General features: G+C 40.8%; 18 protein-coding genes, 1 pseudogene and 1 riboswitch. All 19 genes and pseudogenes read right to left on the bottom strand.

The features are described from left to right. Positions 1 to 97: 97 nt before the first annotated feature. A complete protein-coding gene (locus AC623_RS04415) occupies positions 98 to 988 on the bottom strand; it encodes a hypothetical protein (protein WP_049660931.1) in 891 nt (296 codons plus the stop codon). A gap of 51 nt (positions 989 to 1039) precedes the next feature. Continuing rightward, a riboswitch (cyclic di-GMP riboswitch) is annotated at positions 1040 to 1126 on the bottom strand. A gap of 72 nt (positions 1127 to 1198) precedes the next feature. Beyond that, entirely contained in the window at positions 1199 to 2866 is a 1668-nt protein-coding gene (locus tag AC623_RS04410) for an FMN-binding glutamate synthase family protein (RefSeq protein ID WP_049660929.1), read from the bottom strand. A gap of 171 nt (positions 2867 to 3037) precedes the next feature. Next, positions 3038 to 4484, bottom strand: a pseudogene (gene aspA, locus AC623_RS04405) (aspartate ammonia-lyase). A gap of 351 nt (positions 4485 to 4835) precedes the next feature. Next, on the bottom strand, positions 4836 to 6131 hold the full coding sequence (locus AC623_RS04400; protein WP_049660923.1) for a Zn-dependent hydrolase: 1296 nt from the start codon (positions 6129 to 6131) through the stop codon (positions 4836 to 4838). 66 nt (positions 6132 to 6197) lie between these two features. Continuing rightward, the gene (locus AC623_RS04395; RefSeq protein ID WP_049660920.1) at positions 6198 to 6782 is read right to left on the bottom strand and encodes a hypothetical protein; all 585 of its coding nucleotides are present in this window, start codon (positions 6780 to 6782) and stop codon (positions 6198 to 6200) included. A 158-nt stretch (positions 6783 to 6940) separates the two neighbouring features. Then, complete coding sequence (locus AC623_RS04390; protein WP_049660918.1) at positions 6941 to 7408, bottom strand: RidA family protein; 468 nt, start codon at positions 7406 to 7408, stop codon at positions 6941 to 6943. A gap of 186 nt (positions 7409 to 7594) precedes the next feature. Then, positions 7595 to 9013, bottom strand: a complete 1419-nt coding sequence (locus AC623_RS04385) for an APC family permease (protein ID WP_049660916.1) — start codon at positions 9011 to 9013, stop codon at positions 7595 to 7597. A gap of 190 nt (positions 9014 to 9203) precedes the next feature. Continuing rightward, positions 9204 to 10685, bottom strand: coding sequence for an aldehyde dehydrogenase family protein (locus AC623_RS04380; protein ID WP_049660914.1), 1482 nt, complete (start codon positions 10683 to 10685; stop codon positions 9204 to 9206). A gap of 93 nt (positions 10686 to 10778) precedes the next feature. Continuing rightward, a complete protein-coding gene (locus AC623_RS04375; protein ID WP_049660911.1) occupies positions 10779 to 12158 on the bottom strand; it encodes an aminotransferase family protein in 1380 nt (459 codons plus the stop codon). Between the two features lie 166 nt (positions 12159 to 12324). Then, entirely contained in the window at positions 12325 to 13701 is a 1377-nt protein-coding gene (locus AC623_RS04370) for a purine-cytosine permease family protein (RefSeq protein ID WP_049660909.1), read from the bottom strand. A 275-nt stretch (positions 13702 to 13976) separates the two neighbouring features. Further along, positions 13977 to 15095, bottom strand: a complete 1119-nt coding sequence (locus tag AC623_RS04365; protein WP_049660906.1) for a class II histone deacetylase — start codon at positions 15093 to 15095, stop codon at positions 13977 to 13979. A gap of 594 nt (positions 15096 to 15689) precedes the next feature. Next, the gene (locus AC623_RS04360) at positions 15690 to 16379 is read right to left on the bottom strand and encodes a DUF1028 domain-containing protein (protein WP_049660905.1); all 690 of its coding nucleotides are present in this window, start codon (positions 16377 to 16379) and stop codon (positions 15690 to 15692) included. Between the two features lie 90 nt (positions 16380 to 16469). After that, positions 16470 to 17054 carry an FAD synthetase family protein gene (locus AC623_RS04355; RefSeq protein WP_082174321.1) on the bottom strand — a complete coding sequence of 195 codons (585 nt, stop codon included), beginning with the start codon at positions 17052 to 17054 and terminating at the stop codon, positions 16470 to 16472. A 28-nt stretch (positions 17055 to 17082) separates the two neighbouring features. Then, on the bottom strand, positions 17083 to 18546 hold the full coding sequence (locus AC623_RS04350; RefSeq protein WP_049660900.1) for a 4-hydroxyphenylacetate 3-hydroxylase family protein: 1464 nt from the start codon (positions 18544 to 18546) through the stop codon (positions 17083 to 17085). A gap of 77 nt (positions 18547 to 18623) precedes the next feature. Then, positions 18624 to 19136, bottom strand: a complete 513-nt coding sequence (locus tag AC623_RS04345) for a flavin reductase family protein (RefSeq protein ID WP_049660899.1) — start codon at positions 19134 to 19136, stop codon at positions 18624 to 18626. 259 nt (positions 19137 to 19395) lie between these two features. After that, positions 19396 to 20715: a hypothetical protein gene (locus tag AC623_RS04340; RefSeq protein WP_049660898.1), complete on the bottom strand. Its 1320-nt coding sequence runs from the start codon at positions 20713 to 20715 to the stop codon at positions 19396 to 19398. A 23-nt stretch (positions 20716 to 20738) separates the two neighbouring features. Next, on the bottom strand, positions 20739 to 22055 hold the full coding sequence (locus AC623_RS04335; RefSeq protein WP_049666226.1) for an amidohydrolase: 1317 nt from the start codon (positions 22053 to 22055) through the stop codon (positions 20739 to 20741). A gap of 223 nt (positions 22056 to 22278) precedes the next feature. Next, positions 22279 to 23085, bottom strand: a complete 807-nt coding sequence (fdhD, locus tag AC623_RS04330) for a formate dehydrogenase accessory sulfurtransferase FdhD (RefSeq protein WP_049660895.1) — start codon at positions 23083 to 23085, stop codon at positions 22279 to 22281. A 12-nt stretch (positions 23086 to 23097) separates the two neighbouring features. Then, entirely contained in the window at positions 23098 to 23442 is a 345-nt protein-coding gene (locus tag AC623_RS04325) for a DUF2294 domain-containing protein (RefSeq protein ID WP_049660893.1), read from the bottom strand. Between the last annotated feature and the right edge of the window lie 292 nt (positions 23443 to 23734).

Below are 23734 nucleotides of genomic sequence, written 5' to 3'. Positions count from 1 at the left end.
TATTTCACTTAACAAAAAATTTTTTCTCACACCACAAACTTAGTAAAGAAAGAAAAAGCAAACAAAAAACGCGACTAAAAAAGTCGCGTTTCATATTTTATGGTTTCAATGCCATCCAGCCGTGTAAGGAATGGATGGAAAAGCCATTAAAGCTAGAAAGTTGCTCATAATAAGAGCTAGTGCTATTTAATTGCTCCCACATATAGCTTTCTCCTTCTTCATAGAAAGAGACAAAATTTGCTTCCGCGGAAGGAGTTGTTTCCACTCCGATCGATACCTTTTTATGTTTCAATGCAGCGTCGTTCATTTCGTTGCGTACGAGCTCAATAATACCGTTCGCTCCAATGGCAGTGTCGCGATAAGCCATGATCGTAATGGCATCTGTATTGGAAATGACCCATTCTGATAGCTTTCCTTTTCCTAAAGTATTGCTATAAGACTGTCCATCAAACCAGAACGGAATGTCTACTGCAAGAGGCAAACCTAAGCGCTGAGAAGACTGCCGAGCTTCTAATAAAAGTGTTTGATACGCTAAAACTGTTTTCTTATACTGACTGTTCCAGTCTGCATATAAATAAGGTTCCACGTCTAAATGGATGCCTGTAAACTGTTCTTCCGGTAATGCCTTTGATTGATAATTTGTTACCCATGAGAAAAAGCTGCGCTGCTGGGAAAGTCCCTGGCTCGATACCCAAGATGGAGCGCCATCTAATGCATGTACTTGTATGCCCTTCAGCCGTGCTTGTTTAATAAACTCTTTGTAACGATCCATTGAAATACTGCCATTAATTTGCAAATACACTTGGCTAACTTGATGTTCTTGCATGAAAGTAAGCAATTGATCTTTATTTGTGACAATTTGTTGCGTATCCCATAACCATGTGGAACGAGGCCCGCTTCCTTCACTTGCCGCCGCTCTCTCATTCACCATTAGGAATGCCATTAATAACACAACCATTAGCAAAAACAACTTTCTTACTTTGCCCATCCTCTTTTCCTCCTCATGATTGAATGGCCATTGCTCTTCAATTACGAGGAGAATGGCAGCCCGGCGGCCATACAGTCTTCACTGCTTAGGTCCGTAGCTTTGCGCCCCTGGCTTTCACCAAGTTTGCCTTTTACTCTTTTTTTATCGGAGGAAACGCAGCAATTGTTTAAACATTTTATAAAAAAAATAGCTAGAATGAATTGTGTCTTTTTAAATAAGACCTGTCTCAATAGAAGGCTGTTGTTGATAAGGAGCCTCATCCTTCTTTTTCACACTTTGATCCGTTCCTATTTGGCGTTCTACCTCATGGAAAATATCTTCTAGTGAAGTGACGACTCCTTTGTCGTCCTTATGCATCACATGTTTCGGTTCAAAATGAATAGGCGATTCGATACCCGCAGCAGCAGAAAGGCGGAACAGCCCTCGTCGAAGCGTGATTAAATAATTCGCTGTCCGGTACTTCTTTTCATCAATAACGAGTGCTTTTTGCAAATCAGGGTCAGTCGTCGCCACTCCTACCGGGCAAATATTGGATTGGCATTTCAATGTCTGAATACATCCGACCGTAATCATAAACCCACGTGCAATATTAACAAGGTCTGCTCCCATCGCCAGAGCAATCGCGATCCTATCGGGGGTAAACAGCTTGCCGGAAGCGATAATTTTTACCCGTTCACGCACTCCGTATTTCTGAAGAGTCGCTACAAGAATAGGCAAAGCCGATTTAATCGGCAATCCAACACTGTCAATTAGCTCTTGGTAAGAAGCTCCTGTTCCGCCTTCTCCCCCGTCCACCGTAATAAAGTCAGGGCCTTTTCCAGTTTCCTTCATATACTTAGCCAACTCTTCTACACTATCATTGCTGCCGACTACGATTTTCATCCCGACTGGCTTTCCAGTCTGATTGCGAATTTTCTCCATAAACTCACATATGGCCGGTACATCACTAAAATCTCGAAAGCGATTAGGGCTGTCAATAGATTTATATGGCTCCACTTTTCGTATCGCCGCGATTTCTGGAGTTACCTTTTCCGCATCAATGTGCCCGCCGCGTGCCTTAGCACCTTGAGCCAGCTTAATTTCAAATGCTTTTATTTGGGGGATTTCGCTTTTTCGTTTTAATTCTTCCCAATCGACGTTGCCTTGCTTATCACGAATCCCAAATAAGCCCGGACCGATCTGCATAATAATATCGACGCCGCCTTTTAAATGATAAGGAGACAATCCACCCTCTCCTGTATTCATCCACGATCCCTTTGCCAAGGCCAATCCTTCTGATAAGGCTGTAATAGCCCGATCGCCTAGCGAACCGTAGCTCATTGCTGACATGCCAATCAATCCTTTAACAATGAAAGGCTGCTCTGCAGTAGGTCCGATCACTACTGCGTCTTCATCATGCAATAAATAAGCGAGCGCTTCATTGTCTTCCCGTTTTTCCTCTCTTTGCATGAAAAGAGGATCTTTTAATAAAATATATCTTTGCGTTAATACCTTTGCCTCCTTATCCATTTTCAGTTCCTCTGTTAACTTCGGAAACATGTCATTCCGTATAAAAAAACCTTCCTCTTCAAAATCGCGCTTTGATCCAAACCCAACAACATCACGGCTATATTTAGCACTTTTAACGATATGTTCGTAATCCTCTCTAGAAAAAGGCCGTCCTTCAGTGTCACTGTTGAACCAATATTGCCGCATCTCCGGTCCGATCTTTTCAAGGAAATAACGGACTCGCCCAAGCAGCGGGTAATTTCTTAGAATCGAATGGCTTTTCTGATTGCGGTCAAATAAAACCATATAAACTAGAAAAGCAACAAGGATAATGAAAACAATGGCCAACACAACAGCGCCCATAATAATCAAAAAATCTGCAACGTTCATGATTACCCCTCCAAGTCATACAATTCAACTTCTCTTAATTTGTACGTAGATAAAAGAATGTATGCAATGAAGAGAGTTGAGACGGAAGCACATCAGTTTAATAAATAAAAAGAGCTTCCGAAAAGTGTATCATCCTACACTTTTTTCGAAAGCTCTTTTAGTTACTCGTGACTATTTCGCACTAACAGTGTGCTTATTTAAAAACGCAGAACCCGCAATACCCGGCTCAGTCATTTCAAAAGGATTTAAAATAAGATCTATTTCTTCCTCTGTTAAAACTCCTTGCTGCAAGCACAGTTCACGAACTGACTTACCGCTTGCGATCGCCTCTTTCGCGATTTGAGCAGCCGCCTCATATCCAATATGAGGATTAACCGCTGTAATGATTCCTACGCTTTTTTCTACATACTCTTCCATGCGGTCTACGTTCGCTTCAATGCCAGAAAGACAACGCTCTGTAAAAGTGCGGAATCCATTATTCATGATATTGATAGATTGAAGTAAATTAAACACTAATACAGGCTCCATCACGTTCAACTCAAACTGCCCTGCTTCAGAAGCTAAACAAATCGTATGGTCATTTCCGATTACTTGAAAAGCAATTTGGTTGATCACTTCTGCCATGACCGGATTGACTTTTCCGGGCATGATGGATGAGCCAGGCTGGCGTGCCGGCAAGCTAATTTCAGCAAGCCCTGCGCGCGGACCGGAAGCCATTAACCGGAGATCATTAGCGATCTTAGACATATTAATCATACAAATTTTTAAAGCCGCAGACACTTCAGTGTACGCATCTGTGTTCTGAGTCGCGTCAACGAGGTGGCTCGCACTCACTAGAGGAAACCCGCTTAATGCAGCTAAATGGTTAGTTGCACTCTTAATATAGGCCGGATCAGCATTCAATCCTGTTCCGACAGCTGTTGCTCCGATATTAACTTCGTACAAATGAGTACGTGATCGCTGAATTCGCTCCATGTCGCGCTCTACGACATTGCTATACGCAGCAAATTCCTGGCCTAGACGGATCGGAACAGCATCCTGAAGGTGAGTACGGCCCATCTTAATTACATGGTCAAACTCCGCCGCTTTTTCCTTAAAGACTTTGTGCATCTCGTTCATCGTCGTAAGCAAGCTTTCTAGCGATGCGAGTACAGCAATGTGAATAGCAGTAGGAAAAGCATCATTCGTAGACTGTGACATATTCACATGATTATTAGGGCTTAAATAACGATAATTACCTTTTTCGTGCTCTAATAATTCGAGTGCGCGATTCGCAATTACTTCATTCGCATTCATATTTATTGAAGTACCAGCCCCGCCTTGAATTGGATCGACAATAAACTGGTTATTCCATTTTCCCTCTATTACTTCTTCTGACGCCTGGACAATGGCCTCAGCAAGCTCTTTATGTAAACGGCCAGTCTCCATATTTGCCAATGCCGCTGCTTTTTTCACTATCCCCAACGCTTTGATTAATGACTCATGAATGCGGTAACCAGTAATAGGAAAGTTTTCAGAAGCACGCATTGTTTGGATGCCATAGTATGCATTTGAAGCAATCTCTTTTTCACCTAAAAAATCTTTTTCAATTCTCACTTTATCTTTGACCATTGTAAATCCATTCCTTTCAGAAACATTTCTCTCTGACATGCTGTACCTAGAACAATTCTTATTATCGACTCTAAAAAATGTCTGAAAATCAACTATACATTCTTTACATCATAAACAACCTTCTTTTTTACAGCACTTGATCCAAATCCATTTTTAGGAATTATTCCTAAAATATACTCAATTAAGAATACAACTGGACTGTGTGTAAGTCAATGTTACTAGAAGAATATTTTTTCTGTCACAAAAATTCCTCTCCATATCCAACTATAGCACATTCTCATCTATCTATAGCATTTTTTGAAAATATAAAAAGAAGGAGCTGGCCACTTACAGTTACCTGCTCCCTTTAAAAATAATGTTATCTATTAGCTGCTTCTCTGAATACTTGGGTACCATTCTTCTCCGTCATATTTTTTGATAACTCCCGGTCGATATTCATAAGGCTTTTTAACATCAAGTTTCCCGCTTTTTCAATGTCTTCAGGGAGGCTGATCTCTTCTGGACAATGACTTTTCCCATTGATGCTTTTTACAAAGATCATCGCTGATTTTGTGACAGCCGCCATGTGGGCAGCGTCGTGAACTGCCATGCTGGCAAAGGTTCTGTATGGCTCCTTCATTTCCTCAGCCGTACGCTGCAAGATACTAACGATTTCTTGATCGAGGTCAATAGGGTCTTGCCGTAAAAAGATTTCTTCCTCGACTTCTACTTGTCTTTTTTGAGCGATGGTTTTCCAGCTCTCTCGGATAAGATCCACGACTTTGTAAATTCGGTCTCCATCTTCCCCTCTCACCTCAAGATTAAATTCAACCTGACCTGGGATAATATTAGTAGCATTAGGAAAAACATTTAATTTGCCGACAGAACCGACTAAATCTGTCTCGTCTTCACGACAATGGCGTTCTACTTCGAGAATGATTTCAGCAGCAGCGGCTAACGCATCCTGACGATGTTCCATCATCGTTGTCCCTGAATGATTCGCCTGCCCACTTACTCGGACGGTACTACGGTACATACCGACAAATTTATTAATAACCGCTACTGAAAGATTGCGGCTCTCTAACCGCTTCCCTTGTTCAATATGAAGCTCAATAAACGCCTTTTTCTCTTCTGCCATTTGGCCCATCGCCGGAAATTTCTCTAAACCGCCGCCGACTTTTTCTAATTCTGTTTTAATAAGATTTCCTTTGGAATCATGAACGGTCTCCAACATTTCTGCTGGTAATTTGCCGGCGAATGACCGGCTCCCGAATGTAGATAAATTGAAGTCATTCGATTCTTCAGCTGTAAAGGAAACAATTTCAAGATCATGGTCTAGCATAATATCATGTTCTATTAATGTTTTGATAATTTCTTTTGCTGTCAAAACCCCTAACGGCCCATCATACTTGCCGCCGTTTGGAACAGAATCCAAATGGGAACCAATGACGATTGTTCCTTCTTGTTTTCCTGTTCCTTTTTTTCTTCCCCAAATGTTAGCGGCTCCGTCAATTGTAACGTTTAGCCCCAACTCCTCTAGTTCTTGGATAAACAACGCTCTTACTTCATGGTCAGCCTTAGAAAAACTAGGCCTTGTAATGCCTCCATTGTTGTTTTTTCCATACTCGGCATATTTTTCGATATCTCGTACTAACCGATCTAGATTTATTTGCACGGCTCGTTCCGCTCCTCTCTTTTTTCTAAAAATGAATATGTAAAAACTTCACATCATAAGAGGCCTTCAATCACTCACGATACAGCTCTTCTTCCTTAACTTTGCTACAACTGGAGCAGCCTGCTCGTAATAACGGACGATCATTTCAACCATTTTTTCTTTACTTTCTGTTAAAGAAGCTAAATTGAGTTCAACCGCTGTACTGTTGAACATATGCTCTCCATTTGGCTTTGAGTATTGATAAGCTGGCTCGCAGCCAATCAATTTTTCCCAGTTTAAAGAATGAAGCTCCTCAGCCACCTGCTTATACTCATCTTCAAGCAAGTGAAACCCTATCGTATAAGTGAGCGGCCATTTTTCGTAATTAAGCAAGGTCCCAATGTGTACGCGCTGAGGCTCTTGATCTGCAAAAGACATCGCTACCCAGCCAACGATAGGTGCCTCTCCATATTCTTCTTCGAACCTCGCAATCACATCGGGTAATCTCGCCAACTGATATTTATACTCTACTCCGTCGAAATAGGAAGAAAGACGACGCTTTGCTTCTTCCCCAACAGATAAGAATAGTTGTTTAGCAAAGGCCTGGAATTCCTTAATAGATTCTACATGAGATTGAATTTTCTCTACATTTACCGTTTGGATTAAGTTCATGTGATAGCTCCTTAATTATTTGCTCATTATTTTCGTTAGCGAGAAAATAAACGACTGCCTGCTGCCTCATCTTTTATAGAAAAAAGAAACCGCAAATCCCTATATTTTAGAGTATTGCGGTTTCTTCCGTACTAGCCATTCACGACAAGCCTACTGCCTTAATCCTCTTCATTTCCTTCACTAATAACAGCCTCAATATCAATTTCCATTAACATTTCCGGCATAGCAAAACCACTTACGATCAACCCAGTGCTACAAGGATACACATCTTTAAAATGCTCTGCTAAAACTGGGTAAACCTTGCTGCGATCTTCTCTGTTCAGTAAATATACAGTCATTTTACAGATATCCTTGACTGTGCCGCCCGCTTCTTCAATCAGCTGCTTCACACATTTACATGCCTGATCTGCTTGCTTTGCTACATCCCCGATTCCGTGAAAATTGCCATCTAAATCAAAACCAGTTTGTCCTCGTAAAAAGATGTGATTTCCTGCCCGTACCGCCATACTCAGCTCATTCTTAATATGGTGTTCTGGTTTTCCTAAGCTTGAAGGATAGTACTCATCCGTTTTGAACTTTCTAATTCTTTTAATAGCTGGACTTTTCACTTCGCCTTGTACCGTCATCGTCTTCCATTCCTCCTAAATAAACATTTTTACAACACTTAATTAAGGAACTTATCCTTAATTATTCCTTAATAGAAATATACAATCTTTTTTTCTGTAAGTCAACGATATTATTGAATATTTTAAAAATTCTGCCTATCATCCACTCTCTCTTCTGCCTGTCAGCTTCCCAGCAAACGGTTTTATTTATATACTCATGTCTTCTTTTAACTCGTGAGTTGAATCTCTCGGTGTGGTACTTGTCGTCTCAATTAACTCTTCTAAAGGGGTCGTTTGGAAGATTCCCTTTTTCATAACAAATTTGACCCAAAGAGCAGCATAAATTACAGTTAATCCCAAAAACAATAGCGAGTACTTATAAATCTCCGTTCTTAAAGCTGCATCAGGAGACATATTAAACATGACATAAAGGATTCCGATCATCCCTATAATCTGGAAAGTAAATCCTAAAGGGGACTTAAACGTTCTCTCTACCTTTGGATATTTATATCGCAAAATAACAACATTCAAATGGGCAATAAAATACGTCACCAGCCAACAGAAACAGCCTGCTAAAATGAACGTGACGATGGATGCGCTATTTGTAAGGCCTACAAGCAAAAATACAACAAACAAAGCACACATAAGCGCTACAGCGACCCAAGGAGAGCCATATCGGTTGGTTTTTCCGAAGACTTTAGGCATCTGCCCTTCTATTCCCATCGAATAAATCATCCGGGCGATCGCACATATCAACGTATTTAATGTACTAACGGTTGCAAGGATGGTGACAATTCCCATCCACGTTTGCCCTGTTTTCCCTAAAATTGCGCCAGCTGCCTCAACATGTGGAGAAGCGGATTCACCTAAAAGCTGCAGGGGAGCATATTTAATAGCTGCAAATCCGAAAAGTGCATCGGCTAGCAAAATGATGACTAAGCTTAGGATCATAGCTAATGGTACGTAAATCTTTGGTTTTTTTATTTCCTCTGCCATTGGTGTCACAAATTCCACACCAACGAATAGCCAAATAGCCAGCGCTGTAAAGCTAAATATTCCCCAGCCGGAAGGATTGAACTCTAAAGTAGTTGGCACGGGGGTTCCGGTAGCTCCTATTCCCGTTAAACCGATAATGCCCAAAATAACGGTAGAAGCAATTAAAAGAGTGGTTAGGATAATTTGTATCGTGCTATACACTTCTACTCCTAATACGTTCACGATTCCGAGCAATATAACAAAAGCAAGGGAAATGACCATCGGATTGATTCCTGGAGCAAATACATCACGAAATACAATCCCAGCAATTCCTGCCTCAGCGCTTCCTGCAAAGATCGTAACGAGTACATAGCCGCTAATGACAGCAACCATTCCCATAAAAGGCCCGAGCGCCGGAAGTGTAAAATGATTGATTCCTCCAGCACGAGGCACAATGCTTGAAAGCTCAGCAAAGGAAAAAGCTACACAAAGATTTAGAAATAAAGCAACGCCCATTGCTAGTATGAATCCCGGTCCTGCCGCACCAAACCCTTGCCCCAGCGACACTAGCGCACTAGAGCTTACAACAATCCCCACTCCTGTAGCAACAGCTGCCCATAGCCCTAACCTTCTCTTTAATTGTTTAGTCACTTATTTTTAATCCTCCTGTTTCTGAATAAAATTTTATGAAGCAAAACTGTTCACACTAGGTAATACCATATAATTAAGAATAAAAAGGCTGTCCAAAAGTCAGATATTCACTGATTTAAGGACAGCCTGTTAACGTCTGCCGATACAAGTTTAGCTTTCTTTTAAAAAGATCAAGAAACAAAACTGGCTTCTAGTCTAAATTCACCCAAACACTCTTTACTTCCGTATAATTTTCTAAAGCATAAGACCCCATCTCTCTACCAAAGCCAGATTCTTTGTAGCCGCCAAATGGAGAAGCCGGATCGATAGCATCGTAGCAATTAATCCACACACTTCCGGACTTTAACTGGTTCGCTACATTATGGGCGGTTTTCAAGTTTTCTGTCCATACACCCGCTCCTAATCCGTACGCTGAGCTATTTGCCCGTTCAATCACTTCTTCTAGCGTGTCATAAGGCATCACCACGACAACCGGCCCAAAAATTTCTTCTTTCGCGATCGTCATATGCTCTTCGACGTCAATAAAGATCGTGGGTTCTATAAAAAACCCTTTATCTGATTTTCCTCCGCCTGTCGCCAGCTTTGCTCCTTCCTTTATACCGATATTGATATACTCAAATACACGGTCCTGTTGTTTTTTCGATACTAAAGGGCCCATCGTTGTTTCGGCATCCAGTCCGTTTCCGAGCTTCACTTCTTTAGCCAGCTCGACCATGCCGGCCACTACTTCCTCATATTGGCTTTTATGAACGTATACTCGCGAACCTGCGCTGCAAATTTCTCCCTGATTAAACATAATGCCTGTGAACACGCCTGGAATAGCTTTTGAAAGGTCAGCATCTTGAAGAATAATATTAGGAGACTTTCCACCTAACTCTAGCGTTATTCGCTTCATCGTATCAGCAGCCTGTTTCATCAATTTTTTCCCTACAACAGTGGAGCCCGTAAAAGCAATTTTATTCACATCCGGGTGTTCTACAAGCGCTTGCCCAGCTACTGGTCCGAATCCTGGGACAATGTTCACTACACCAGGAGGGAATCCTGCTTTTTCAACAAGCTCCGCAAAATAAAGAGCGGAGAGCGGTGTTTGCTCAGCAGGCTTCAATACAACTGTACAGCCAGCAGCTAATGCCGGAGCCACTTTCCATGAGAGCATGCTAATAGGGAAGTTCCATGGAATAATTTGTCCTACTACTCCAACTGGTTCGTGACGTGTATAGTTCAAGAAATTGCCGGAAACAGGAATGGTTTGTCCCATATTCTTCGTGGCCCATCCAGCAAAATAACGGAATTCCTCAATGGCATTCGGCACATCAAGAGCACGTGATTCACTAATTGGCTTGCCATTATCTAAAGTATCCAGCTGTGCTAATTCTTCTTGATGTTCCTCAATAAAATCGGTTAGTTTAAAAATCAGTTTAGCTTTTTCAGCTCCACTCATTTTCGACCATGGTCCTTGTTCGAACGCCCTTTTTGCCGCTCTTACAGCAAGGTCAATGTCTTTTTCTTCTGCTTCATAGACTGTCGCTAATACTTCTCCCGTAGCCGGATTAATCGTTTCAAACGTTTTAGAAGAAGCAGATTCAACAAATTCCCCATTAATATACAGCTTTTTTGTTCCTTTTAAAAACTCACTTACTTTACTGCTTAATTCAAGTGTTTGGTTAGCCATTTCTCATTTTTCCTCCTTTATTTTAAATAAAATAAGCATGCCAGAGAGCTAGCTGCTAAGCCTGTATAGTCCCTGACATGCTGTCATAACGTATTACTTCACTGTTCTTTCGAATTCAGTCATTGCCGCATCAATGATATTAATCATTTCAGAAATTTCTTCTTTATTAATGATAAGCGGCGGAGCAATCGCCACGATATCTTTTCCTTTTTCAAAATCAGCCGCTCTTAAGATCAAATTGCGTTTAAAGCATTGCTCTACAACGAAGGTGGCTGGTCGGACCGTTTCTGCAAATGGCAAGTCTGCCTCTCGATCTTGCTGAAGTTCAAATCCAGCGAGCAAGCCTACTGCTCTTGATTTCGTGAAATAACGATATTTATCTGTTAAATAGGCAAATCCCTTTTTCAACTCTTTCTCCATGTTGTTAACGTTTTCAATAATGTTGTCACGCTCAAGAATCTCAATCGTTTTTAAGCCTACTGCACAAGCTGTTGGATGGCCGCTATACGTAAAGCCATGACCCAAAATTTTGTCATATTGTACGATCGTATCTCTAATTTCCTTACTTACTAAAACGCCGCCAAGCTGCGCATAACCACCTGTAATGCCCTTCGCAACACTCATAATATCAGGCACAACATTCCAATTATCCACACCGAACATTTTACCTGTGCGGCCGAACCCGCAAATGACTTCATCGGCAATCAAGAGAATATTATTTTCTTCACAAAGTGCTTTAACTGCTTGTAAATAGCCATCTGGTGAAACATGAACCCCGCCTGCTCCTTGTATTGGTTCAAGGATTACAGCAGCAATCGTGTCTGCTCCTTCTTTCTCAATCACATCACGAATGCATCCTTCATAGTTCGGATCATTTTTGTCTCCCAGCTCACAATTCGTTAAATGAGATTTGGCTCTTACCATATCGGGATCTTTTGATCCGGAAAAGCTATGGAAGCCCTCAATGCGTGTAGCTGTTCCGGCTGAAACAGTAGCTCCATGATAACTGCGGCTGATAGAAATTACTTTTTTCTTTGTCGGCTGTCCTTTTAAATCCCAATAAAAACGTGCTAATTTAAAGGCTGTATCGTTTGATTCTGATCCACCAGATGTAAAGAAAATTGCGCTTAAGTCCCCCGGTGCGATAGATACTACTTTTTCTGCAAGACGCACAGCTTTTTCATTAGAGTAGCCATAGAAGGAAGAACTGTAGGCAAGCGTTGTCATTTGGTCATAAGCTGCCTGTGCAAGCTCCTTGTTCCCATGCCCTAAATTCACATTCCAAAGCATAGAAGCGCCATCAATATAAGACTTTCCTTGCACATCCGTTACACGAACCCCTTCGCCTTTGGCAAAAATAATTTTAGGACCATTTTCAACAAATAATTTAGGTACTGTTGTTGGGTGAAGGTAGTGCTTTTTATCGGCTTCAATTAACTCTGCAATGTTTAGTGCTGTTTGAGATACAACCATTTTCTTTACCTCCAGATTTTAATAGTGGATAAACATTCAGGAACGTCATTCTATCCCGCTCTCAAATTTGTATTAAATAGGAATAATTAGAGATATTTTCCTTAATGAAAAATATACTTAATTTTTAGAATATTGTCAACAATATTTATATAACTTTATTATTTTCTTACACTACTTCTTTAATAGGCTTGGATTCAGTTTTGTTCTTCAATTTTTCAAAGTTATAATACAAGCAAAAAGCAACAACGATCCCTACCAACCAGGCGATATCTAATCCATTCAACATTTTAGATACCGGTCCTTGATAGATTCCATTGTTAATAAAAGGGATTTGGCAGCAGACCGTTAAAAGATAAATAGCCAATGAACTAACACGCAGTTTTCCAAAGGCCCCATTCTTATTCATAAAATCCTCTGGATCATGTTTTTGTCGGCCCAACACATAAAAGTCTGTTAAGTTGATGACACTCCAAGGAACGATGAAGAACAAGATAAATCCTAAATAGATTTGAAAATTACTCATGAAGTTGCCTGCGCCTATAGTAGCCGCCAGAGCAAGAAGAATTCCCACCATCGCAGAGGTGAGCACGCGTATTTTTATCGTTGTAGCAAACTTGAAGAAATTGCTTGCTATAGATAAAACGATAATTCCAGCCCCATAAATATTTAATGAGTTAATGACAATCAACCCAAGGGAGAGCAAAATAACAATTGCTGTTCCGGCACCGTGGCCCATTTCTTTTATTTGTGCCATTACATTGCCGTCTGTAACCATACTGGCTAAAGCTGCTCCTAAAAGCATTAACCAGACAGAACTCAAAAAGCTTCCTAAATAAGTATAGATAAACGTTTTTTTCGATTCAGTTGGATGCATATATCTTGAGTGATCAGATACATACGGACCATAAGTAATCTGCCAGGTAACCGAGATAGAGGTAGCCAAAATGAACTGGCTGAACGAGAAGCCTCCTTGATTAAGCATTTCCATAGATACTTGGCTAACTACGAGGAGAGTGAGTACTAGAAAGATCACTGTGTAAGAAATCGTATATAGCTTCATCGACTTCTGTATCAGTCCTTGGCCGTATATCGCTAGCAATACCATTGGAATTAAGCTAATGATAACTGTTACATTAAGATTGATTCCCAGTGTTTCATATATTCCCTGACCAACCAATACAGTATTGCTCGCCCCATATCCTAAATACATCGTGAAAATAATGAGCATGGGCAAGATAACCCCGAAATATCCAAACTGCGCCCTGCTCTGCATAACTTGAGGAATGCCTAGCTTCGGTCCCTGAGCAGAATGGAGCCCCATAACCGCTGCTCCAATTCCATGTCCTAAAATAATGGACAAGCCCGCCCACCAAAAATTTAAACCAATGATAACTGCTAGTGCTCCAGTTATAAGAGTAGTAGAAACTGTATTCGCAGCAAACCAAACAAAAAACAGCTCTTTTGGGTTCCCTCTTCTTTCTTCCAAGGAGATGTACTCATAACTTTTTTGCTCAATGGAACTGGAATGATGATTGTCACTCATTTAATCTTGCCCCTCTCTATTTTTGAATAGCTGAACATACATGCCGCTTTCGTAAATACATTCAATCCCAGCTGACATTAAAGTAATTTTTTATTCAACCAAAATATAAAAGTCTCCAAACAAACTCGTCAGATAAATGTCTAGAAGCAAGGGGCTTGAGGAGAGACTGATGTTGTTCATTAGTTAATATTGAACTTAACTAATTTAACGTCCCAGCAAACTCTCCTTCTTAGGGGTGGATGAAAAGACGGAACTATCTATCACTTCCTAGTAAATTAAACTTGAACTCGTAAGGTGCTCCAAAACTCAGATTGAATGTTGATCACCTCATCAATGACTTCTTTTTGATGATCATACACTTTATCAGGATATCCATTTGATCCTAAAGCGAACGGATCCTCTACATCCGTTTGAATTTCACTTAATGTCTCGATAATCCGGAGTGTACAAAATGGAACGTAGGCATTGCTGTAACCACCTTCGTGACACATAACCAACTTCTTACCGCAATGTTTCTCGGCAATTTCTTTCATTATGTTAGTCATTTCTCCAAATCCTTCTGACGTGACCCGCATTCTTCCTAACGGATCAAATATCCCTGGATCCTGACCGGCCGATACAATAACTAATTCCGGCTTAAATTCATCTGCCAGAGGGCGAATGATAGACTCAAAAACATGCAAGTAGCCAGCATTTCCCGTGCCTGGCGGCAATGGGATATTGACATTATAACCGCGCCCTTCTCCCTCCCCTATGTCACTAGCAAAGCCCGTATTATTAGGGAAATTTAAGTCTTCATGAATAGAGATAAATAAAACATTAGGATCATTGTAAAATGCTTTTTCCGTTCCATTCCCATGGTGTACATCCCAATCTACAATCATAATTCTTTCTAGTCCGTACTTTTCCTTGGCATATTTAGCGGCGATTGCGACATTATTAAAGATACAAAAACCGATCCCCATGTCTGCCTCCGCATGATGTCCAGGCGGACGGGTAAGGGCATATACGTTTTCAGCTTCTCCTGCCATAACGGCATCAACAGCCGATATGGCCCCTCCCGTAGAAAGCAAAGCGATCTCGTAAGATCCTCTTCCAACGATGGCGTGATCGCCGGCATCTCCACCTGTTGTATCACTTAACTGTTTTACCTTATCGATATACTTTGGCGTATGGAATAACTCAATTTCCTCTCTCGTTGCCGGCCTAGGGTCTATTTTTTTTAGTTTTTTCATTAATCCGCATCTTTCTAATAAATTGTTGACCCTTCTTTTCGTTGCAGGATCCTCAGAAAAGACATCTTTCTCCAAATATCCTCCAGAAGGAAGATAAAGTGTACCACTCCCAGTATCATGCCAAAAATAGCTTTCGTCATAAATATAACCTGTCTTCATTTAGATTCCCCCTTAGGTTAACTTTAAATTGTAATACCATCTCATCCCTTTGACACATCAACACAGTTCTCTGTCGATTCTATAAATTCCTCCTCTCTATAAGTGATTATTTGACAGGGCTCCACCTCTTTATCATTTAGTTATTTATCTTTTGGCTTTTGCTTACTTAAAAGACGTTCGAGCGCCTATAAGTCGATTCCCTTTTTTGTTCTAAGAATTAACGAATGCGCTTACATTAATGTTGTGTAAATACTCATCTCCAGCTTTTTTACTTACACTTTCTATTACATAAAGAAATTAAAGGAATTTATCTTTAAATATTCCTTAATTAACTCTTTATTGAAAGAATACAACCTATTTTTTAAGATGTCAATTAGATTTCTAAATATTTAGAAATTTTTAACCTTTGGGATCTTTTCTGCGAATCAACCATATGATCGGAAACTCTCATTTCTCTATTAGCCACATAGAAGATGCTTTATCGTCAAATAAAAGAAGGAGTCCGTTTGCTTAAAAACCATCGGCCTCCTCTTGATAGCAGCAATAAACGATAAAAAATTATTCCGAACTAATAAAGTTCCAGTACCTTGCTTATTATTCGTCTCCTTTTACCCCATAAGAAGGGGCAAGTTCAGGTTCAATGGCCCGAATTTTATAATCTTTCGCTTGCGGACCGTAAATTCCCCATACTTTTTTCAAATCAGCAAGTGGATCATCGCTATAATCCACACGTAAATCTACATAAGCAAATGGAGCATCTGGATGATAGACTAGCAGGGCGATAGAATGCTCTTGATCAAGCTCTCCTCCCATATGAAACCCGAGCTCGATCGCTGAAATTAACCGCTCCGGCAGAGAAAGGTCTGTTCTTTCTAAGAAACGCTGTCCCATCGCTTCTGGAATAGCTGGATCACTTAATAGATTACCGATACTGGCTACATTCTCTGCATAAAATTCTCCGTGTACACCAAGTGCTCTTTCACCAGTAAACACACCGGATTTTCCCTTTGCATCTACGACGGCCAGCTGTCTAAATTCAGGAAAATCAGAAGCAGCCATCATTGTCCGAATAGCGGATTGCGCGTCATACCCTCTTTCTAGAGTAGACAACCCTATATCTGCAAGCCTTGGATCTGTCACGTTCTGCGTTAGAATTACCCCTACGTTCGATCTAACCCAAGGACAGCGTGCGCCAACGGACGGGCTGCTGGAAGTCACAACAGCTCCCAAAGCACCCGTTGCTGAACATCGCCCTGCTACCGAAAATGTATTTGTTATTTTCATATAAAACTCCTCCTTGAAAATAAGGAACCGCAAATAGAAGCAATTTCTTCATTGCAGCTCCGTTTGCTCAACGAATCATAGCTCATTCCTTTAACCGCTCATCGATACATTTGCTGTATAAGATTGAAGTACGTTAACAGAATCTAGGCATTCCTCTCCCAGCAGCTCTTTCGCTCGGGAGTAGTGACCCTGCTGTAACAACTTTCGAATGCGAGTAGAAGAAATCTTTTCGCCTTTCTTACACGTTAAAGGATTTACAATACCCACGTAGAAATAACGGCGCAGCACTTCGATTGTCCCTTTTCTGTTTTTACCAAATAAAAAGTCAGGACCTTCCCAAATTTCTACCGGATTCATTTTTTGAAGCTCTGCAATAAAGTCCGGAACTTCCTTTTTCGTAAAGGCTTCATCAAAAGACCCTACAATCACATGATCAGCTCCGATTCTTTCAAGTGCCTGCAGCTTCTCTTCTACCGACATTAACTGCTGACACCCTTTGAAAAAGACCTTGGGAGGAGGATCAAAGGTATAGACAACAAAAGGAACTTTAAGCTGATTAGCCCGCTCTTTTGCTTTTAATAGTAATGCCTGATGCCCTTTGTGAATGCCGTCAAGCGCACCAATCGTCAGAACAGATGCAGAAAGCTGTAAAGCACCTGGTGTATGAATATCCAATGAAACCTTCCCCTTTCTATTTTTAAAATTAAAGATTGGTAACCGCTACAGTTGGTTTTAAATCTGCTGCTTTTCGAACTAATTCTCGTTGGGCTTCTGCATTAAAATTGTTAAAAACAGCCATTTGCTGAGCGAATGGTGGACTTTGAGCGAACAATTCAAATGTTGTACGATGGCCTGCATAAGAGGAATTCAAAAGATCTCTTGCGAAATAAAGCAGCTTTCCCCTTTCTTCGGCGCTCCACTCGCTAACAGAATAATATTTATCCATGTATTCTTGAATAGCTGGATCAGCCATCGTAGCGGAATCTGGCGTTACCGCTAATTGCCCTCCAACAAGTTCTCTCGTTAAATGAGCCATAGCTGGAAAATTGGATAAAGCAAAGACCCGTCCCGTGTAAAGCAACGATTGATTTGGCATCATCAAGCCGCCCGGACTTACTTCCGCATTCGCAACAGCTGCGGTCAAATGAGCATTGATGCCTTCACGGTAATTGATAAGCTCAGATATTTTTTCTTTTACTGCTTGCAGCTGTGTGAGGCCTGTTTGTTCAACGTTTAATAATGCCACTCCAATTAAATAATCCGCTCGACGCAGCATTCTAAGTGTATAGTTGAAGCCAGAATAACGATGAAGAGTAGAACGAATATAAGCAGCAGATTCTAATGAGCGGTGAAATAAAACATTTTCCCATGGAATCAAAACGTTATCAAAGATAAGAAGGGTATCAATTTCTTCAAATTTAGTAGCAATTGGATAATCGGTTTCACTTTTATTCGTTCCGAGAGAAGTACGGCAAATATGCTTTAATCCAGGTGAGCCCATATCGCAGATAAAACCACAAGCGAACGGAGCCATTTTTTCTGAGCCGGCGTTCCAATCTAAAATTGTCGGCTTTACAAATGCTTGGTGGGCGTAGGCAGCAGCTGTTTCAAATTTTGCCCCCGTAACCACAATTCCCTTATCATTTTCTTCGACAACATGAAGCAATGTTCCGCCGTCTTTCCCGCTGAACAATTTGCTGCGGTCACCTTTAGGATCCGTGTTAGCCGATACGTGGAATAAATCTTCTCGTGCGACACGATCGATATGATAGTCAATATTTTTGGCATAAGTAGGATCGATTTCCTTTAATCGATCTTTAGCATCGTATAGGGACCACATTTCACCAATCGTTTCATCCCCAACGCGGTACACCACTCCGCCTAAATCATCAAGAACAGTTTCTACGTGCGTGCGAATAGCCGTTAAGTCTTCTTTTGTTGTCGGTGCCTTATACGCACGGGAAACTCTTTCTCCATCTTCTAGTGTTGTCGTTAAGATATCCTTATACTGGGCTTCAAAAGCCATATCGTACATTCTGGCTTTTACATCTATAATCGGTTTAAAAGACGGATGCTCTGCCAAATTTGTTACTCTCTCGCCATCAATGTAAACTTCCCGGCTATCATTCAATGATTCACGGTATTGCTTGCCTGTCATTAAAGCCATATTACTTCCTCCTTTTCATCGCCTGTTTTATTTTTTTGAAAGAGCTTACATATGATTAATCGGTTTTTACACTCCCATTAAGATTGCTTAAACTGTCCAAACTTTCCTTTGAAGTACACGAGAGGATCTCCGCTTGCTGCTTCAGCTTTTTGTACTTCTGCAAGAAAAACGGAATGAGTACCGCCTGTTACCTCTTCGACCACCCGGCATTCAATCTGCGCAAGCGTATCATGTAACACAGGGTTTCCAAGCTCTCCATAAGACATATTGACATCTTTAAACTTTTCCGTGTTGGCTCTGGCAAATTGCATGGCTAGCCCGTCTTGATGTTCAGCAAGAATATTGACCGTAAAGGAACCTGCTTTTGAAATAGCGTGGCATGTGCCTGTACTCTTGTTAGCGCAGACAAGAAGCATAGCCGGTTCTAGAGAAACAGAGCTTACGGCGCTGGCTGTAATACCGTAGTCAACGTCATCTTCTCTCACAGTAATAATGGACACGCCGCTTGCAAAGTGACTTATCACGTTCCTGAATTCTTCCGAACTCACTAATTTTGAAGAGTTATTTTCTTTAGATGAAATCGTACTCATTTAACTCTCCTCCTTCTTCGTTTCTATTTAAGGATTTTTTCTTTAATTATTCCTTAAATAAACTATACAAACTTCTTTTCTGAAAGTCAACAAAATTTTCTAAAAATTCTTTTAATATCCCCTATCCTTTTAAGCACCTAAATAAAAAGCTGCATAATCAAAAATAGCCCTCTTATTTAAATAACAGAACACTGTCATTTAGATAAGAAGGCTATGTATAGAAAGAGGTTAAAAACACTCTTTGCCATTTTTTATATTATTATGAGTGATTTTCTGCTACATCTAGTCCTACCCGATATATTTTTCTTGGGCGTCCTCTTGAGGTCGGGGCTTCTTCGCCTATCTCTTCGGCAATCCCTACTTTTGTTAAATCCGTTAATATACGCCGGGCGTTTCGCTGAGTCATTTTTAGCCACTCTGCAATTTCAGACGCCGTAATAGCCTTTCTTCCGAGACTTTTTTGGACAGCCATAATTTTATTGAAGGTTGTGATCGAGACTCCGCTCTGTTTCAATTTATCTCCTATTTCTTTATTTTCATTTCTAAATCCAAAAGAGATACTTTGCTTGTCTTCAAGAGGACCTTTCACTACCCCGTTGTTTTCCACCACGAATACCGAGAACTTCCCATAGTTTTGGGCATGATGCAAAGCGAGACGGGCGTTTTCTTCAGCCGCTAAAGCGGTATCCCCATATCCAATGCCGATATTTGAAGGCAAATCAGTAATAAGAGAGATTTTTTCTAGCAATTGAACACTTTGTTCTCCCGCTTCTTGCAGAGAGCCCCTCGTGGAAAAAATAATATACGTTCCAATGCCAATCGCTACGAAGGATCCGGCTATCGTTTCACTAAAATCTAAAATGGCTGATTGCAATTCGAGATTCAATCGATGGAGCTCATAGGATAAAACATGAGGACTTTCAATCTTTTCCATGTTCTCCATTTTGATGAGCATAACGGTAATTTGGGATTGCTTAAAATGAACAGTCTGCCAGTACTGAAGGGCTAAGCTGATCGTGGATCTTATATTGGCGCGTGTGGGGGTACTACGATACACAGGAATTCCTTTTACGCGAAGGTTCTCAAAAACATCACTTAAACATGTCACACACACAGAGACTTTTCCTTCATTAAATAAGTTAATGTGAAAGTCACTAATCTCCTGAATAGGCGTGTACCCTTTATATTCATACCAATAAATATTTTCATGTGTAATTTGCAAGTCTCCGTACGTTTCATAAATATCTTTTTCATCTAACATATCTATACTAATGTTATTTAAACACTTTTGGTCTTTATAGCCTGCTTCTAGAAGGGCCTTCATAAAGCTTGAACCATTTAGCTTCAGGTAAAAGAAAGGTTGATTGGATGTGCTTTTTTTGGCCAAAGTATACGGGGTAAGACCTGAAAAAAGCCAGATATCGACTAAATGCTGATTTTCTTCCACAATGCTGGTTGTTTCTTCTGCACGACTGTACACAAATGGAACAAGATCTAATTGGTTTTCATACTCTTTTGCTACTTCTTTCATTAATTGGATAGAATCTCTTGGTCCCACCACTCCGACTCTTGTTTTCATTCTCACTCCTCCTTTTTATCAATTCAACTAACATGGAGAACGGAGCTGATTTCCATATTCACAATGCAGCTGGCTAATGTTTTTACTGCAATCGGCATAACTGCTTCATCAAAATCAAATTTTTCGTTATGATGGCCTGCAGTAAGCCTCGTGCCGAATACAACGTAAGCTGCCTGCCCACCCAGTTCTTGAACACGCGCCATCATGTAAGTTGCATCCTCAGAACCACCTGATTTAAATGTATCCCTTACGGTGTGTATTTCTTCAATATTATTTGCCTCATCACGAAGAAAACCGAGCAGTTCGTCACTTGATTGGCTTGTTTTTGCTTCTCCGACGATTTCCACATTTGAGGTGACTCCGTACATATCTCCTGCTGATTGAACAATCTTTATTGCTTTTTCATACATAAATTCATTAATCTCTGTTGTCTCGCCGCGGGTTTCTACTTTAAGAAATGCTTTGTTCGGAATAATATTTCTTCCACTGCCAGCCTGCAATACCCCCACATTGATCCGTGAATGACCACCGCTATGAGGAGAGATCGCATGCATATTTAACGAAGCCGTTGCCGCAGCCAAAAGTGCATTGTTTCCCTGCTCGGGATTGGCACCGGCATGAGCTGCTTTTCCCGAGAAAGTTACATCGAACTTTGTAGTAGCCAAAAAGCCTAAATCACTGCAAACAAACTCCCCTAACTCAGCGCCAAGGCCGATATGCAGGGCGATAAAAATATCCACATCGTCTACAACTCCGGCATGAACCATTGACTTTGCTCCACGCACTCCTTCTTCTGAAGGCTGGAAGATCAGCTTGAAACGGCCTTTTAATTGGTCTTTCATATTAGCTAGCACGTAAGCGATTCCCAAACCAATCGCCATATGAGCATCATGCCCGCATGCATGCATCATGTTCTCATTCACTGAAGCAAACCCTTCTCTTGCAGGCCGATGGCTTCCATCGTAGGATTCTTGTATATCCAAAGCATCAATATCAAAGCGCAGCCCGATTGTCGGTCCAGGGTGTCCAGTATCCAAAACTCCAACAATTCCTGTAAAACCTCCGGAAAACTGTTCAACCCAATTTAAGTCCGCCCCTTGGATAGACGCTCTTCTCTTTTGCCGTTCTAACGTTTCTGCATCAGGTACCCCCATTCGTGATTTCTCATCTACGACATCCTGACCTGCTTCGACCTCATACCCCCAGCCAGATAGCTTGGACGCTATGATAGAAGCAGTCCGAAATTCTACCCATCCAGACTCTGGGTGTCTATGAAAGTCCCGGCGCCATTCGACTAACGATTGACTAATTTCTTTCGTCAAACTTGAAACCCGACTCATCAAGTTTCTCATCCCCCAATATGTATGATTTGATTAAACGGCTAGTAAGAGAAGTTTATATAAAAACTTTCACAGATCTACTAAATAAGACAAAAAAGGAGAACGTTTTCGCACGCACTCCTTTTCTCTCTCTTTCATTATAATCAGACTAGTTTGTCAAAACAAGCATGTAAAAAAATGGACGATGAAGTTATATTACTAAACTAGGAGTTTATTTGTTTTATTAACTATTCTCTCCGTGTAGATCGATCCGTTCTGGACATGTATAAACATTGAGAGACTGATCACGGATGAAGCCAACCGTTGTAATGTTTAATTCCTCCGCTAACTGTAGAGCCAGCTCTGTAGGAGCCGACTTCGTTAGCACAATTTCACAGCCAATTTTGGCAACCTTCGATAAAATTTCTGAAGACAGGCGTCCGCTGAATACGAGTACTTTATTGCTAATAGAAATGTTGTTCCTAATACAGTATCCGTAAATTTTATCAAGGGCATTATGACGGCCAATATCCATCCGACTCAGCATCATTCCATTTTTATCACATAAAGCAGCGTTGTGAACGCCGCCCGTCTCATGAAAAAGAGCAGCAGACTGCTGCATGTCATTCATTAGTCGAAAACAATCTTCCGGGGAAAGCTTAACATGAATTCCATCCATTTTTTTAGCTGTTAAGGCATCATTCACAAAAACAAACCCCTGCCTGCTCATCCCGCAGCAAGAGGTGATGTATCGTTTACTTTGAAAGCGCTGGGAGTAAGGGTTCAGCTTACTCGTTTCCACATAGACATAGCCTTCTTTTTCTTGTAAACGAATATCTTTAATATCTTCATAGCGGCGGACGATTCCTTCCGAAGCTAGGTAACCAATGACCATGTCTTCGATATATTCCGGCGTACAGACCATCGTGACAAACTCTTCGCCATTTATTTTAATCGTCACGGGGTATTCTGTTACGACGAGGTCTTCCGTATATTGAACCCTCCCGTTTGTGACACGAAGAATACTTCGCTTTACCTCTGTCTTATTCACTATGTTCACCTTCTAAACAATATTTTTATCGAAGACAAATACAGAAACAGCGATATCTTCTTCTACCTTAATATCTGAAAATAAATGAACCAGTTTCGCGCCAACAAGCTCTTCCAATCCTTCTGGAGGACTAGAAGCATACACCTCTTGAATGAGCCTTGTTCTAGCCGCATGCACCATTTCTTTTCCTTCCGGGGTTTTAGCGATAAACTTTTCGGTTGGAGTTAAATTGCCGTACAAAGTGGAAATAGCCATATTTTCTACGAATACGCTATGAATTCGCTCCGGACCTTTCCCGAGCAAATCCTTGCGAAGCTTGCGGATAATATCATTAAATGCATGAACTTTTTTGGACATACGTTTACTCTCCCTGCTGTTCACTTTTTTAAAGGAATAATAACCAGCGTTTTTTCAATTATCCTAATATTCCTAATTAAACATTGTGTACCTTGTCTATTTTTTATACAAACCTTATAATAAGGAAGAAGGACTCAAAATAATAGTCATTGTTTTGGCTCTTTCCTATTTTAACATTTAATTGGATTGGCTGTTTAGTAGGAATTGCTAAATAACTACTCCACCATGAGCATATTATGTCTAGTACCGAGGCATAGTTTCATGGTGGAGTTTTTTATTTTTTGGCGCTGTT

The sequence above is a fragment of the Bacillus sp. FJAT-27231 genome, assembly GCF_001183975.1.
GTDB classification, from domain to species: Bacteria; Bacillota; Bacilli; order Bacillales; family Domibacillaceae; genus Pseudobacillus; species Pseudobacillus wudalianchiensis.
Note: the sequence above shows the minus strand (reverse complement) of the source record. Positions and strands in the feature narration are given on the sequence as shown.

Coding starts and splice junctions, on each gene's coding strand:
- AC623_RS04415 (WP_049660931.1), bottom strand. CDS start 988: ATGGGCAAAGTAAGAAAGTTGTTTTTGCTAATGGTTGTGTTATTAATG.
- AC623_RS04365 (WP_049660906.1), bottom strand. CDS start 15,095: ATGAAGACAGGTTATATTTATGACGAAAGCTATTTTTGGCATGATACT.
- AC623_RS04395 (WP_049660920.1), bottom strand. CDS start 6,782: ATGAACTTAATCCAAACGGTAAATGTAGAGAAAATTCAATCTCATGTA.
- AC623_RS04390 (WP_049660918.1), bottom strand. CDS start 7,408: ATGACGGTACAAGGCGAAGTGAAAAGTCCAGCTATTAAAAGAATTAGA.
- AC623_RS04375 (WP_049660911.1), bottom strand. CDS start 12,158: ATGGTTGTATCTCAAACAGCACTAAACATTGCAGAGTTAATTGAAGCC.
- AC623_RS04345 (WP_049660899.1), bottom strand. CDS start 19,136: ATGAGTACGATTTCATCTAAAGAAAATAACTCTTCAAAATTAGTGAGT.
- AC623_RS04335 (WP_049666226.1), bottom strand. CDS start 22,055: ATGAGTCGGGTTTCAAGTTTGACGAAAGAAATTAGTCAATCGTTAGTC.
- AC623_RS04380 (WP_049660914.1), bottom strand. CDS start 10,685: ATGGCTAACCAAACACTTGAATTAAGCAGTAAAGTAAGTGAGTTTTTA.
- AC623_RS04350 (WP_049660900.1), bottom strand. CDS start 18,546: ATGGCTTTAATGACAGGCAAGCAATACCGTGAATCATTGAATGATAGC.
- AC623_RS04410 (WP_049660929.1), bottom strand. CDS start 2,866: ATGAACGTTGCAGATTTTTTGATTATTATGGGCGCTGTTGTGTTGGCC.
- AC623_RS04340 (WP_049660898.1), bottom strand. CDS start 20,715: ATGAAAACAAGAGTCGGAGTGGTGGGACCAAGAGATTCTATCCAATTA.
- AC623_RS04325 (WP_049660893.1), bottom strand. CDS start 23,442: ATGTCCAAAAAAGTTCATGCATTTAATGATATTATCCGCAAGCTTCGC.
- AC623_RS04360 (WP_049660905.1), bottom strand. CDS start 16,379: ATGAAAATAACAAATACATTTTCGGTAGCAGGGCGATGTTCAGCAACG.
- AC623_RS04370 (WP_049660909.1), bottom strand. CDS start 13,701: ATGAGTGACAATCATCATTCCAGTTCCATTGAGCAAAAAAGTTATGAG.